Origin of the sequence: Burkholderia sp. AU44665 (genome assembly GCF_030504405.1) — a bacterium.
Classification (GTDB): domain Bacteria; phylum Pseudomonadota; class Gammaproteobacteria; order Burkholderiales; family Burkholderiaceae; genus Burkholderia; species Burkholderia semiarida.
Genome location: NZ_JAUJRI010000001.1, coordinates 142,453 through 156,177, shown reverse-complemented (window position 1 = coordinate 156,177; position 13,725 = coordinate 142,453). Strand labels below are relative to the sequence as shown.

Annotated in this window: 10 protein-coding genes; 3 read left to right on the top strand and 7 right to left on the bottom strand. The window is 67.0% G+C overall.

All coding sequences use genetic code 11. The features are described 5' to 3' along the window. Window positions 1–27 precede the first annotated feature (27 nt). From selB to fdnG, 6 genes are all read right to left on the bottom strand, one after another. Window positions 28–1,953, bottom strand: a complete 1,926-nt coding sequence (gene selB, locus QZM15_RS00680; RefSeq protein WP_302105568.1) for a selenocysteine-specific translation elongation factor — start codon at window positions 1,951–1,953, stop codon at window positions 28–30. Further along, the gene (gene selA, locus QZM15_RS00675; protein ID WP_099317255.1) at window positions 1,950–3,389 is read right to left on the bottom strand and encodes an L-seryl-tRNA(Sec) selenium transferase; all 1,440 of its coding nucleotides are present in this window, start codon (window positions 3,387–3,389) and stop codon (window positions 1,950–1,952) included. Before selA ends, selB begins: the two co-directional genes overlap by 4 nt. Before the next feature lie 74 nt (window positions 3,390–3,463). Further along, window positions 3,464–4,399, bottom strand: coding sequence for a formate dehydrogenase accessory protein FdhE (fdhE, locus tag QZM15_RS00670; RefSeq protein WP_179231769.1), 936 nt, complete (start codon window positions 4,397–4,399; stop codon window positions 3,464–3,466). A gap of 107 nt (window positions 4,400–4,506) precedes the next feature. After that, entirely contained in the window at window positions 4,507–5,133 is a 627-nt protein-coding gene (locus QZM15_RS00665) for a formate dehydrogenase subunit gamma (RefSeq protein ID WP_006488816.1), read from the bottom strand. Next, window positions 5,130–6,044: a formate dehydrogenase subunit beta gene (gene fdxH / locus QZM15_RS00660; RefSeq protein WP_059639188.1), complete on the bottom strand. Its 915-nt coding sequence runs from the start codon at window positions 6,042–6,044 to the stop codon at window positions 5,130–5,132. The genes QZM15_RS00665 and fdxH overlap by 4 nt, the downstream gene beginning before the upstream one ends. Window positions 6,045–6,054: 10 nt before the next feature. Then, window positions 6,055–9,126: a formate dehydrogenase-N subunit alpha gene (fdnG, locus tag QZM15_RS00655; RefSeq protein WP_148093013.1), complete on the bottom strand. Its 3,072-nt coding sequence runs from the start codon at window positions 9,124–9,126 to the stop codon at window positions 6,055–6,057. Window positions 9,127–9,269: 143 nt separating this feature from the next. On the opposite strand from fdnG, the gene QZM15_RS00650 reads away from it, so the two are divergent. From QZM15_RS00650 to QZM15_RS00640, 3 genes are all read left to right on the top strand, one after another. Further along, a complete protein-coding gene (locus QZM15_RS00650) occupies window positions 9,270–10,214 on the top strand; it encodes a YihY/virulence factor BrkB family protein (RefSeq protein ID WP_124859375.1) in 945 nt (314 codons plus the stop codon). 417 nt (window positions 10,215–10,631) lie between these two features. Continuing rightward, window positions 10,632–11,789, top strand: coding sequence for a porin (locus QZM15_RS00645; RefSeq protein WP_059582711.1), 1,158 nt, complete (start codon window positions 10,632–10,634; stop codon window positions 11,787–11,789). Between the two features lie 392 nt (window positions 11,790–12,181). After that, window positions 12,182–12,655, top strand: a complete 474-nt coding sequence (locus QZM15_RS00640; RefSeq protein WP_059582714.1) for a VOC family protein — start codon at window positions 12,182–12,184, stop codon at window positions 12,653–12,655. Window positions 12,656–12,752: 97 nt separating this feature from the next. Here QZM15_RS00640 and QZM15_RS00635 read toward each other — a convergent pair whose 3' ends face one another. Beyond that, window positions 12,753–13,595, bottom strand: a complete 843-nt coding sequence (locus QZM15_RS00635; RefSeq protein WP_302105567.1) for an AadA family aminoglycoside 3''-O-nucleotidyltransferase — start codon at window positions 13,593–13,595, stop codon at window positions 12,753–12,755. Window positions 13,596–13,725 lie beyond the last annotated feature (130 nt).

Below are 13,725 nucleotides of genomic sequence, written 5' to 3'. Positions count from 1 at the left end.
GAAAAGAAACCGAAGAACAACGAGCGCCTACGCCTGAATACCCACCCAACCGCTGTCAGGCCGCAGGTAGTGAAGATCGCGGTGGAAGCGAGTATACCCAACCCGGTCGAAGAACTCGAGAATCTGGATCGCGCGCTTGCGACCGAGCCCCGTCGCGTCGCGAAACGTCGCGGCATCGAGCCCGCCGCCGCGCGACGGTGCGAGATGCGCGACCAGCGCCGCCAGTTCGCGCGCGACGTCCGCATGATAGAACAGGTCGCGCACGACCTGGTGCACGTCGCCGCGCCGCGCGAGCTTGCGCAGCAGCGTGCGCACCGCGTCCTCGGCCGCGCCAGTATCGCGGGCCAGGTCGCGCACCCACGGCGGATCGAAGCGCCCCGCGTGAATCAGCGGCAGCAGTTGCCGCGCGAGCGCTTCCTCGCGCGGCTCGAGGCTTACCGAATGCGACGGCAGATGCAGCCACGGCCCGCTGCGCGCGACTTCGCCGCCTGCCACCAGCGCATCGACGAGCGCGCGCCACAGCAAATCGCCAACGAGCGGCGCAGCCATCCGCCGCAGCCGTGCGGCGTCGAGCCCCTGTTCGTCGGGCATGCGCTCGTGATACACGCGCAGCGTATCGACCGCCCGCGTCTGCAACGCACGCCAGTGCGCATGGGAAACCACCGCGCCTTCGTTCGACGCGGCATCGCGTTGCCCGATCGCCAGCGCGTCGTCCGGCAACGCCAGCGCATTCGGCGCAAAGCCCGTCAGATGCGTGAGCATCGCGCGCGCAATGCCGAGCGGCGCCTGCGCGAGCAGTGCGTCGAGGCGCCCTTCGTCGAGCCACGCCGCGAGCGCATCGAGCCACGCGCGGCGCGCGGGCGTGCGGCGCTTGCGTGCCGGCCCGAACGGATCGAGCACCCGGCCGCCGCCGACGGTGCGCGTCGCCTGCGGATTGCGAACGATGAAGCGGTCGCCCGGCAGCGCGAACACCGGCTCGTCGAATACCAGTTGCACGCGCATCCGCTGGCCCGCCGCGAGCGTGTCGCCGTCGAGCAGCGCGACATGAGCCACGCGATGCAGCGTGCCGAGATGCACGTGCAGCGGCGCCCAGTGGGTCAGCGTCAACCCGGCGTCCGCGAGCAGCGTCAGCTCGACATCCAGGCGCGGCGACGTCGAGACGAGCCGCGCATCGGCGACGGTGTCGCCTCGCTCGACGTCGGCCTTGTCGACGCCGGCCAGATTCAGCGCGCAACGCTCGCCCGCGCGGCCAGCCTCGACCGGCCGGTTCTGCGCATGGATGCTGCGCACGCGGGCCGCGCCGCCCGTGCGCACGATCGCGAGCGTGTCACCCGTCGCGACGCGGCCCGCGAACGCGGTGCCCGTCACGACGGTACCCTGCCCGGCGAGCGTAAATACGCGATCGACCGCGAGCCGGAACAGGCCGTCGTCGCGACGCGCGCGCCACGCAATCGCCGCGTCGGCCAGGTGCTGCTTCAACGCGGCGACGCCCGGATCGTCGGCAACGGTCGCACGCGTTTCGAAAATCGGCACGCCGGCCAATGTCGAATCGTGCAGCCACGCGGCGATCTCGTCGCGCACCTCGACGACGCGCGCGGCATCGACGCGATCGCATTTCGTCAGCGCGACGGCGCCATGCGTGACGCCGAGCAGTTGCAGGATCGCGAGATGCTCGCGCGTCTGCGGCATCACGCCGTCGTCGGCGGCAATCACGATGAGCGCGAAGTCGATGCCGCACGCGCCGGCCGCCATCGTATGAATCAGCTTCTCGTGGCCCGGCACGTCGATCAGGCCGAGCACGTCGCCGTTGTCGAGCGGCGTATACGCGTAACCGAGTTCGATCGAGATGCCGCGCGCCTTCTCTTCCTTCAGCCGATCGGTGTCGACGCCCGTCAGCGCACGCACGAGCGTGGTCTTGCCGTGGTCGATGTGTCCCGCGGTCCCGACGATCATGCAGCGGGCCCCGCGAGCGGCGCGCACTGCGCGACGAACGCCGCTTCGTCGGCCGCTTCGAGGCAGCGCAGGTCGAGCCGTAGCGCGTTGTCGGCGATGCGGCCGATCACCGGGCGCGGCCATTCGCGCAGCCGTTTCTCGAGCTGCGCGAGCGCGCGACCGCTGCGCTTGCCGTCCGACGAGCGCACCACGAGGCCGGCGCTCGGCAACTGGTCGACCGGCAGCGCGCCGCTGCCGATCTGGCTGAACATCGGTTCGACCGTCACGTCGAAACCGCTGCCGAACGCAGCCTGCAGCGCCGGCCGCACGCGCTCGGCCGCCTCGGCGATCTCGCGCTGCGGGCGCGTCAGCAGGCGCAGCGTCGTGAGCCGATCGCGCAGGAATTCGGGCGACTGGTACAGGCGCAGCACCGGTTCGAGCGCCGCGAGCGTCAGCTTGCCCACGCGTAGCGCGCGTTTGAGCGGATGCTTCTTGATCTTCGCGATGAGCGCGCGATCGCCGACGATCAGGCCCGCCTGCGGCCCGCCGAGCAGCTTGTCGCCGCTGAACGTGACAACGTTTGCACCGGCGGCGACGGTTTCCTGCACGGTCGTCTCGTGCGGCAGCCCCCATTGCGTCAGATCGGCCAGCGTGCCGCTGCCGAGATCGACGGCGACCGGCACGCCGCGCTCGCGCGCGAGCGGTGCGAGTTCGGCGAGCGTCGCCTCCTTCGTGAAGCCGCTGATCGCGTAGTTGCTGCAGTGCACCTTCATCAGCAGCGCGGTACGCGGGCCGATCGCGTCCGCGTAGTCGCGCAGATGCGTGCGGTTGGTCGTGCCGACCTCGCGCAGCTTCGCGCCGGCACGGCTCATGATGTCGGGAATGCGAAATGCCCCGCCGATCTCGACCAGCTCGCCGCGCGACACGACCACTTCCCGCTTCGTCGCGAGCGCCGACAGCGTCAGGAGCACGGCCGCCGCATTGTTGTTGACGACGGTCGCGGCTTCCGCGCCCGTCAGTTCGCACAGCAAAGTGTCGATCAGGTCGTCACGATCGCCGCGGCGGCCGGTGGCGAGATCGAATTCGAGGTTGACGGGCCGCGTGAGCGCGTCGACCACCGCACGCACCGCGTCATCGGGCAGCAGCGCGCGCCCGAGGTTCGTGTGCAGCACGGTGCCGGTCAGGTTGAACACGGTGCGCACGGCGCCTGCGTTCTGCGCGGCCAACGTGCGCGCGACGGCAGCGGCGATGCGCGGCTCGTCGAGCGGCTCGGCCGCCGCGGGATCGTGCTGGGCGGCCGTGCGCCAGCGTTCCAGTTCGGCGCGCACGGCATTCAGCACGCGCGTGCGGCCATGGTCGGCGACGAGCGGTTGCAGCGGCGCCGACGACAGCACGCGCTCGACCGACGGCACACGCGCCAGCACGGCATTCAATTCATTCACACCCGGTTCGGTCACGTCGTTGTCGCTCCAGTCTCATGCTTCGCAGTCGGCCGGGGCCGACGCTCGCGCACCGCCCCGGCCCCATGCCGTCAATCCGCTTCCCGCGACACGTCGGGCCACAGCAGCGGGTTCGGCGAACTGCGCTGGTAGCCGGCTTCGTTCATCAGCAGGTCGAGCGTGAGACTCGCGAGATCGTCCGCCAGCGGCTCGAACTCGTAGTCCTTCTCCTGATAGCCGATCTTGCGATAGGTCTTGCATTCGTCGCACGATTCGGCCTTGATGGCTTCGCTGCCGCCTTCGATCCCGTGATACGCGATGCCCTTCGTCGAATCGCAGTGCGAGCATTTGGTGCGCACCATGTGCCACTCGGTCGTGCACAGCCCGCACTGCAGGAAGCGGTAGCCCTGATACTGGCCGCCCACCCGCACGACGCTCGCGACCGGATGGGTGCCGCACACCGGGCACAGCCCCGGCTGGTCGAGATACGGCACGTCGGCCGGCGTCACGCGGCTCGCGAGGTCCGTCCACGCGACCTGCAGCGCGGCCATCAGGAACGGCGCGGTGGCCGGGTCGACCTCGGCGAAGCGCAGCGCGAGGATCGCATCGGCCTGCGCGTCGAGTTCGGCGGGCGCCATCAGGCGCAGCCGGTCGAGCAGCTTCGCGAGCGGCGGATTGACGAGCCCGGCGCCTTCGACGCGATCGAGCAGTTCATACAGCACGGCGCGCCAGCGCGCATCGCGCTCGCCGTCGAGCGCCGGCACGAGCGGCATCGAATGTTCCTGCGCGCGCGCGATCGCTTCCTTCGACGGCAGCGGCAGCGCCAGCGTCTGCAGCGTCGCGTGCTGCGCGTCGGCGACGGTGGCCATCAGCCGCAGGTAGCCGCTGATCGGGTTCAGGTCGGCAAGCTTGCGCAGCCGCGCGGCGCGCGCCGCGAACGCGGTCGCGCGCTCCGGCAGGCGAAAGCGCGGAATGGCCGAATGATCGAGCGCCGAGATCTCGGTCGGTTCGAGAATGCGTTGTGTCACGACAATATCTTCCAAAAAAACAAGCGCCGACAGGTCGGCGCTTCGGGCGGTTCCGACGGCTGACGGGGCGGCCCGCCGCAATCGGCGTGCCGCCCCGCTCCGCTGCGCTACTTCACGCTTTCACGGAACCACTTCGGGTGATGCTTGCGGGCCCAGCCCAGCGTGACGGTGCCGCGCACCATCGCGCCGATCGAACCCTTCACCCACAACGCCGCGTAAATGTGCACGATGATGCTCGCGATCAGCACGAAGGCCGCCACGGCATGCACGACAGCGGCCGCGCGGATCACCCCGATCGGGAAGTAGAACGAGAAATAGCGCCGCCAGATCACGATTCCCGACAGCAGGAGCAGCAGCAGGCACGCCACCAGCGTGAAGAATAGCAGCTTCTGCCCGGCGTTATAGCGCCCGACCGGCGGCAGCTTGTCTTCCTGGTTGGTCAGCACGTCGCCGATCTGCTTCAGCCACTGCCGGTCGTCCGCGTCGAGCGCATTGTGGTGCCAGAAGCGCACCACGAGAATCGCGAACGACACGAACATCACGAGGCCGACGAACGGATGCAGGATCCGCGTCCACTGGCCGCCGCCGAACAGCGCGGTCAGCCAGAACATCGACGGATGGAACAGCGCGAGCCCGGACAGCGCGAGCAGCACGAACGTGATCGCGGTGATCCAGTGGTTCGTGCGCTCGTTCGGCGTGTAGCGGACGATCAGGTTGGGGTCGTCGTGGCTCATTTCGCGTCCTCCTTGATGCGTCGCGCCTCGTCCCGGGCGGCGGCTTCTTCGTCGTCGGTGACCTCGTTCGGACCGACCCGCGTGTAGTGGAAGAACCCGGCCAGCGCGGTCAGCGCGAGGCCCGCGACCGCGAGCGGTTTCGCGATGCCCTTCCACAGCTTCACCATCGGGCTGATCGACGGATTGTCGGGCAGCCCGTGGTACAGCGACGGTTTATCGGCGTGATGCAGCACGTACATCACGTGCGTGCCGCCGACGCCCTGCGGGTCGTACAGCCCCGCATGCTCGAAGCCGCGCTCCTTCAGGTCCTCGATCCGCTCGGCCGCGTGCTGCTTCATGTCCTCCTTGGTGCCGAACACGATCGCGCCGGTCGGGCAGGTCTTCACGCAGGCCGGTTCCTGGCCGACCGCGACGCGGTCGGAACAGAGCGTGCACTTGTATGCGCGATGATCCTTCTTCGAGATCCGCGGCACGTTGAACGGGCAGCCGGTCACGCAGTAGCCGCAACCGATGCAGTTCTCCTCGTGGAAATCGACGATCCCGTTGTTGTACTGCACGATCGCACCCGGCGACGGACACGCCTTCAGGCAGCCCGGATCCTCGCAGTGCATGCAGCCGTCCTTGCGGATCAGCCACTCGAGGTCGCCCGCCGGGTTCTCGTATTCGGAGAACCGCATGACCGTCCACGAATGCTCGCTCAGGTCGGCCGGGTTGTCGTACACGCCGACGTTGGTGCCGACCTCGTCGCGCAGGTCGTTCCACTCCATGCATGCCGTCTGGCATGCCTTGCAGCCGATGCACTTCGATACGTCGATCAGCTTCGCGACGCTCCCGGTCACCGGTTCGCGCACCGTGGGCGGTGGCGTCGTGGTGGCCGAGACGCGCTTGATATCCAGCGATTGCAATGCCATCTCTTTCCCCTTACGCCTTTTCGACCTTCACCAGGAACGACTTGAATTCCGGTGTATAGGAGTTGCCGTCGCCCACGGACGGAGTCAGGGTATTGGCGAGATAGCCGGGCTTCGTCAGACCCTTGAAGCCCCAGTGCAACGGGACGCCGACCGTCTGGACCTTCTTGCCGTCGACCGTCAGCGGCTTGATCCGCTTCGTGACGAGGGCGACCGCGACGATGTAGCCGCGCTTGGACGACACCTTCACGCGCTCGCCATGCGCGACGCCGACCTCCTTCGCGAGGTCTTCGCCGATCTCGACGAATTGCTCGGGCTGGATGATCGAATTCAGCCGCGCATGCTTGGTCCAGTAGTGGAAATGCTCGGTCAGCCGGTAGGTCGTCGCCACGTGCGGGAAGTCCGCCACCTTGCCGAACGACGCACGGTCGTCCGGGAACACGCGGGCGGCCGGGTTGTTCAGCGCCAGCGGGTTGTTCGGGTGCAGCGGGTTCGCGCCGAGCGGCGTCTCGAACGGCTCGTAGTGCTCGGGGAACGGACCTTCGTTCATCCCCGCGCGGGCGAAGAAGCGCGCGACGCCTTCCGGGTTCATGATGAACGGCCCCATCCCGTTCTCGGGCGGTTCGTCCGCCTTGAAGTCCGGAACGTCGGCGCCCTTCCACGCGCTGCCGTTCCAGCCGATCAGCTTGCGGGTCGGGTCGAACGGCTTGCCGGCGACGTCGCACGATGCGCGGTTGTACAGGATCCGCCGGTTCGCCGGCCACGCCCACGCCCAGTTCAGCGTCTGGCCGATGCCGGTCGGGTCGGCGTTGTCGCGCCGCGCCATCTGGTTGCCGGCCTGCGTCCACGCACCGCAGAAGATCCAGCAGCCGCTCGCGGTCGTGCCGTCGTCCTTGAGTTGCGCGAACGCGGCGAGCTGCTCGCCCTTCTTCACGAGCGTCTTCGCCGGATCCTTCGGATCGGGCAGATCGGCGAGCGCTTTCCCGTTGAACTCCATCGCCAGCTCTTCGGGCGTCGGGCTTTCCGGGTTCGCGTACGGCCAGGTCAGGTTCACGATCGGGTCCGGGTACTTGCCGCCGTCCTTCTGGTACATCTTGCGCAAGCGCAGGAACAGCCCCGACATGATCTCGAGGTCGCTCCTCGCCTCGCCGGGCGGCTCCGCGCCCTTCCAGTGCCACTGCAGCACGCGGCTCGAACTGACGAGCGAGCCGTTTTCCTCCGCGAAGCAGGTGGTCGGCAGGCGGAACACCTCGGTCTGGATCTTCGACGCATCGACGTCGTTGTAATCGCCGTGATGCTTCCAGAACTCGGACGTCTCGGTCGCGAGCGGATCCATGATCACGAGCCACTTCAGCTTCGCGAGGCCGGCCGCCGTCTTCACCTTCGACGGCGCCGCCGCGAGCGGGTTGAAGCCCTGGCAGATGTAACCGTTCATCTTGCCGGCATTCATCAGCTCGATCGCCTGCAGCAGGTCGTACTGCTTGTCCAGCTTCGGCAGGTAGTCGTACGCCCAGTTGTTTTCGGCGGTGGCCGCGTCGCCCCACCACGACTTCATGAAGCTGACGTGGAACGCCTTGTAGTTCTTCCAGTAGCTCAACTGGTTGGGCCGCAGCGGCTGCTGCACGCGCTTCTTGATGTACGCGTCGAAATCCTGCTCGGCCTGCATCGGCAGCGTCATGTAGCCGGGCAGCAGGTTCGACATCAGCCCGAGGTCGGTCAGCCCCTGGATGTTCGAGTGGCCGCGCAGCGCGTTCATCCCGCCGCCGGCGATGCCGATGTTGCCGAGCAGCAGCTGCACCATCGCGCCGGTGCGGATGATCTGCGCGCCGATCGAGTGGTGGGTCCAGCCGAGCGCGTACAGCACCGTGCCGGCGCGGCCGGGCACGGCCGTGGTCGCGAGCATCTCGCACACCTTCAGGAACTTGTCCTTGGGCGTGCCGCAGACCTGCTGGACCATGTCCGCCGTATAGCGCGCGTAGTGCTGCTTCAGCAAGTTGTATACACAGCGCGGATGCTGCAGCGTCGGATCGACCTTCGCGAAGCCGTCGTCGCCGCGTTCGTAGTCCCAGCTCGATTTGTCCGGGTACGCGTGTTTCTCCGCGTCGTAGCCGGAATAGATGCCGTCGTTGAACGCGAAATCCTCGCGCACGATGAACGAGAAGTCCGTGTAGTTCTTCACGTACTCATGCTGGATCTTGTCGTTCGTCAGCAGATAGTTGATGACGCCGCCCAGGAAGACGATGTCGGTGCCGGTGCGGATCGGCGCGTAGTAATCGGCCACCGAGGCCGTACGCGTGAAGCGCGGGTCGACGACGATCAGCCGCGCCTTGCGGTGCGCCTTCGCCTCCGTTACCCACTTGAAACCGCACGGATGGGCCTCGGCTGCATTGCCGCCCATCACGAGAATCACGTCCGCGTTCTTGATGTCGACCCAATGGTTCGTCATCGCTCCACGGCCAAACGTCGGGGCAAGACCTGCCACCGTCGGGCCATGTCAGACACGCGCCTGATTGTCGAATGCGAGCATCCCGAGACTGCGGATGGTCTTGTGCGTCAGGTAGCCGACCTCGTTGCTGCCTGCAGACGCGGCCAGCATGCCCGTCGTGAGCCAGCGGTTGACCTTCGCGCCGTCTTCGGCCGTCTCGACGAAGTTCGCGTCGCGGTCGGCCTTCATCAGCTTCGCGATGCGGTCGAGCGCGTCGTTCCACGAGATGGGTTCCCACTTGTCCGAGCCGGGCGCGCGATACTCGGGGTGCGTCAGGCGGTTCGGGCTGTGGATGAAGTCGATCAGGCTCGCGCCCTTCGGGCACAGCGTGCCGCGATTGACGGGGTGGTCGGGATCGCCTTCGATATGGATGATGCTCGGCTGCGCGTTCTTCGCGCCGTCGCCGAGGCTGTACATCAGGATGCCGCAACCTACTGAACAGTAAGGGCAGGTGTTGCGCGTTTCGACGGTGCGCGCCAGTTTGTACTGCCGGACTTCGGCCAGCGCTTCGGACGGAGAAAAGCCCATCAGGGCAAGACTCGATCCGGCGAGCGACGTGGCCGTCACCTTCAGGAACTGGCGCCGGGACATTTGTAGCATGATGGTCTCGGCGTTATTGTGGGGTGGGGTGCAACTGAAAGGAATTATAGACAGTTCAGGCAACTATGATCGAATCCTCGGATCAATACCGATTGGTCCGATTAATCCGAGATGATCCGCGTTCCGCGCGCAACCCGACCGTCATGAAACGACAGATCACTTCCGAAGCCACTCGTCTCGCCCAGCAGCAGGCCAACTGGGCCCTCACCGCGTTCAAGCGCTTCTCGTCCGACCGCTGCTCCGCGATGGCCGCGGGCATCGCGTTTTTCTCCGCGTTCTCGCTCGCGCCGACCCTCGTGATGGTGATCGCGGTGGCCGGCTGGTTCTACGGTGACGACGCCGCGCGCGGCCAGGTGTTCGAACAGGCGCACCAGTTGATCGGCGACGACGCGGCGGCCTCCATCCAGACGATCGTGCAGAACGCGCACCGCGCGGGCGAGCGCGGCGGCCTCGCCACGCTGATCTCGTTCGCCGCGCTCGCGATCGGCGCGTCGGCCACGTTCGCGTCGCTCAGCGCGGCGCTCAGCGTGATCTGGCCGGCCACCGAAAGCCGCTGGTCGAGCATGCTCGGCCTTGTGCGCGTGCGGCTGATCTCGTTCGGGCTGGTGCTCGGCGTCGCGTTCCTGCTGATCGTGTCGCTCGTGCTCGACACGGCGATCACCTTCATCGGCACGTGGCTGCTCGGCGATTCGCCGTACGTGGTCGTCACCAACTTCATCCAGTTCTTCGTCGGCATCGCGGTGCTCGCGGCCGCGTTCGCGTCGCTGATGAAGTTCCTGCCCGACGCGCGCGTCGCGTGGCGCGACGCCGCGATCGGCGGCATCGTGTCCGCGATCCTGTTCTCCGGCGGCAAGAAGCTGTTCGCGCTGTATCTCGCGCATGCGGGCACCGCCAGTGCGTTCGGCGCGGCCGGATCGTTCGCGGTCCTGCTGATGTGGCTGTACTTCTCCGCGATCGTGCTGCTGCTCGGCGCGGAGTTCGCGGCGGCACGCGGCGATGCGCATCGGCCGACCGAGGATTCGGCGCCGGCCGGGTCGGCTCAAGTTGCTCAACCTGGCCACGCCGATCATCGCCCGCGCGACGACTGATTTACCCACCGCCTGCAAACGGCCGCGCATCGATGTCGCGCGCGCCCGGCACACGCCTCGCCCCTTTGCAACCCCGTGTCCGCCGCGCATTCGTGCGGCGTCGGCGCATGCTGTGCACGCCGACCTGTATGCACCTGCAACGGCAAACGTTTGCATACCCTCGTTTTGTTGCTGCAACGGGCCAAAACAGGCGGTTCACGGGTGTGCGCGTCAGCGATTGAAACAATCGCGGCGCAGCAATTGTCAACTGTTTCATAAACAGGAACAGTTGCTGATGTGCTTGATATATATGGACTTTTCCGCGCTGTTACCTTTTCGAGACACTTTATTTTTTGAGCTTTCTTGCGTGTATGGCACTGAGCTATTCTCCAATCCGCAACAAATAACGATGAATCACTTGCGTGGAGAAACTCAACGATGAAGAAACTTGCTCTCTCGACCCTCTCGCTCGCGCTGCTGGGCGCTGCCGGTGCTGCTCAGGCGCAATCGAGCGTGACGCTGTATGGCGTGATCGACACGTCGATCACCTATGTTCACGGTAACGATGGTCAAGGTAACAATTCGTGGTCGATGGGTAGCGGCAACCTGCAAGGCGCCCGCTTCGGCCTGAAGGGTTCGGAAGACCTCGGTGGCGGCCTGAAGGCGATCTTCCAGTTGGAAAACGGCTTCAACTCGGCAACGGGTGCATTGGGCCAAGGCCAGCGCATGTTCGGCCGCCAGGCTTTCGTCGGCCTGCAAAGCGACCAGTACGGTACGCTGACGCTGGGTCGCCAGTACGACCCGCTCGTCGACCTGGTCCAGGCGGTCACGGCTGACAACTACTTCGGCAGCGTGTTCGCCACGCCGGGCGACGTCGACAACAACGACAACAGCCTGCGCGTCAGCAACGCGATCAAGTACACGTCGCCGGTCTGGGCAGGCCTTCAGGTCGAGGCGATGTACGCACTCGGCGGTGTCGCCGGCGCAACCGGCAAGGGTCAGACGTGGGCGGCGGCTGCAGCTTACAACAACGGCCCGCTCGGCCTGGCTGCAGGTTACTTCCACGCGAACAACTCGGCTCCGCTGAGCCCCGCTGGCGTGCGCACCGGCTGGGCCGGCACGTCGGACGCGATCTTCGACGGTTCGGGCAGCTTCATCAACAACGCATACACGTCGGCATCGTCGATCGGCATCGCGCAAGCCGCCGGCCAGTATGCATTCGGCCCGGTAACGTTCGGCCTCGGCTACAGCAACGCACAGTACAAGGCTGACGCGAACTCCGGCTTCGGCACGAACCAGAAGTACAACACGGGTCGCGCATTCGTCACGTACCAGGCATCGGCACCGCTGCTGCTCGGCCTCGGCTACATCTACACGAAGGGTAGCGGCCAGACCGACGCCAAGTACCATCAGGTTTCGCTCGGCGCGGACTACTCGCTGTCGAAGCGTACGGACATCTACCTGGTTGGCGCATATCAGCACGCAAGCGGCCACAACGCCGACGGCAGCGAAGCGCAAGCGTCGATCGGCTCGTACGGCATCGCCGGCAAGAGCTCGCAGGAAATCGTCGCACTCGGCCTGCGTCACAAGTTCTAAAAACGAAGTATCCGGTGTGCACGGCGTCTCCGACGCCCTGCCGCCGACCTGGAAAGCCAGCCCCGGTTTCGGCCGCGGCTGGCTTTTTTTCGTCCGCCTCCGGCGAGCGAGCCGGCATTCGCTGCACGGGCTGCCGGGCAAACCGCGCCCCGCTCCATGCCTGCTTGCCGGCAACGGCACCTTGCGGCTGTCAGCGGCCCGGAACACCGTTTCCGAATGGTCGGGCAGGTCGCCATTTCTCCGTACGACGGCTACCATCCGCACAGCCGGCACCGCCCGCTTCATCCGATGCGCGACTTGTTGGTCGCACGTGTCGATTTCGGCAGGCGTCGTCCGTCGTATCGATGGCGGCATCCGGTTTGCCGCGGCCCCATACAGACAGGAGACTCGTCATGACGATTCAGAAGATCACGCCGTTCCTCTGGTATTCGACGCAAGCCGAAGAAGCAGCGGCCTTCTATGCCGGCATCTTTCCGGATTCGCGCGTCGTGCGCGTCACGGCCGTGCCCGGCACCGACGGCACGCGAATGGTCGAATTCGAGCTGTTCGGGCAACCGTTCTTCGCGATGAGCCACCCGCGCACGGAGACGTTCAACCACGCGATCTCCCTGCTCGTCAGTTGCGCGGACCAGGCGGAACTCGACCGCTACTGGAGCGCCCTGCTCGACAACGGCGGCACGGCCGACGGCTGCGGCTGGCTGAGGGATCGTTATGGGGTGTCGTGGCAGATCGTTCCGGAGGCGCTCATCCCGATGATGGCCGATCGCGACGCGGTCAAGGCGGGACGCGTGGCCGCCGCGATGATGCAGATGACCAAGTTCGACGACGCCGCGCTGAAGGCCGCCTTTGCGGGCACCGCGGGCTGACGAAACGCGTCGGGCCGCGCTGGCGTGACGCCGCGCCGGCTGGCCTGCACGCACCCGGCTCGACCGTTTGCGCATGCAGCCGGCTCGCACGCGTTCGCTATCCGTCGCTGGCCGGCCAGCCGGTAGCGTGCATCGTTGGCGCCGACTGCGACGCAGACAGCATCGACTCGACCGTCCGCCGCGCGTAGCCGATGAATTCGGCCAGCGGTTCGCCGGACAGGATCGCCGCGCCCGCTTCGCCATCGAGATAGGCGGCACGCGCGGCCGCCACGACCGGCCGGTGCGCGTCCGGCAAGCGCGCCAGCACCCACGCCGCGGCGACGTCCTTCGGCGCGATCCTGCCGGTCGCGGCGCTGTACCAGATGCGTGCGAGCGCGAGCACCACGTTGCACTCGTCGCCGCGCCAGTCCGGCTCGGCATTCCACTGCGCAACGGTGGCGAGCAGCGCGGCGCCGAAATCGCGCGGGGGCACCGGCTCGAACAGCACGGCTGCGGGCGGCCCGACCAGCGCGACACCGTGCTGCCGCACCTTCGTCAGCAGGATCGCCAGATCGTGATCGACGAGCGGCGCTTCGACGATGCCGGCTTCCAGGTCGCGACGCAGCCATTCGCCGAACTGCAGTTCGCGCCGCGCCGGATGACGCCACGGCGCCACGTCGCCGTGCGCGACGACGGTGACCTCGAGCGGACGCATGCCGCCTGCGTGACCGGGAGGCGCCGACGCAGCGAGCAGGTCGAACATCAGCGCCCGCCGCACCGTTGCGTCGGGCCGCACGGCCACCGTCACCAGCAGGTCGATGTCACTGCGCGGTTTCAAGCCGCCGTCGAGCGCCGAGCCGAACAGGTGGATCGCTTCCATCGTCGCACCGAGATGCCGCTCGATCGCGGCGCGCGCGACAGCGACCTGCCCGGCGATCTCAGACGGAACGAATTCAGTCACGATGCGCGGGCCTCACGATGCGCACGCAACAGGCGGTAGGGACTTTCACCCCCAAGTGAGTGCGCCTGCCGGGCGCACCAATAAAAATCCCCGCACGCTTTCGCGTACGGGGACCGCGGGACATCGCAAC

Bases quoted from the DNA above. Each gene is read 5' to 3' on its own strand.
- QZM15_RS00645 (WP_059582711.1), top strand. From the start codon at position 10,632: ATGAAGAAACTTGCTCTCTCGACCCTCTCGCTCGCGCTGCTGGGCGCT.
- fdxH (WP_059639188.1), bottom strand. From the start codon at position 6,044: ATGGCATTGCAATCGCTGGATATCAAGCGCGTCTCGGCCACCACGACG.
- selB (WP_302105568.1), bottom strand. From the start codon at position 1,953: ATGATCGTCGGGACCGCGGGACACATCGACCACGGCAAGACCACGCTC.
- QZM15_RS00640 (WP_059582714.1), top strand. From the start codon at position 12,182: ATGACGATTCAGAAGATCACGCCGTTCCTCTGGTATTCGACGCAAGCC.
- QZM15_RS00650 (WP_124859375.1), top strand. From the start codon at position 9,270: ATGAAACGACAGATCACTTCCGAAGCCACTCGTCTCGCCCAGCAGCAG.
- QZM15_RS00665 (WP_006488816.1), bottom strand. From the start codon at position 5,133: ATGAGCCACGACGACCCCAACCTGATCGTCCGCTACACGCCGAACGAG.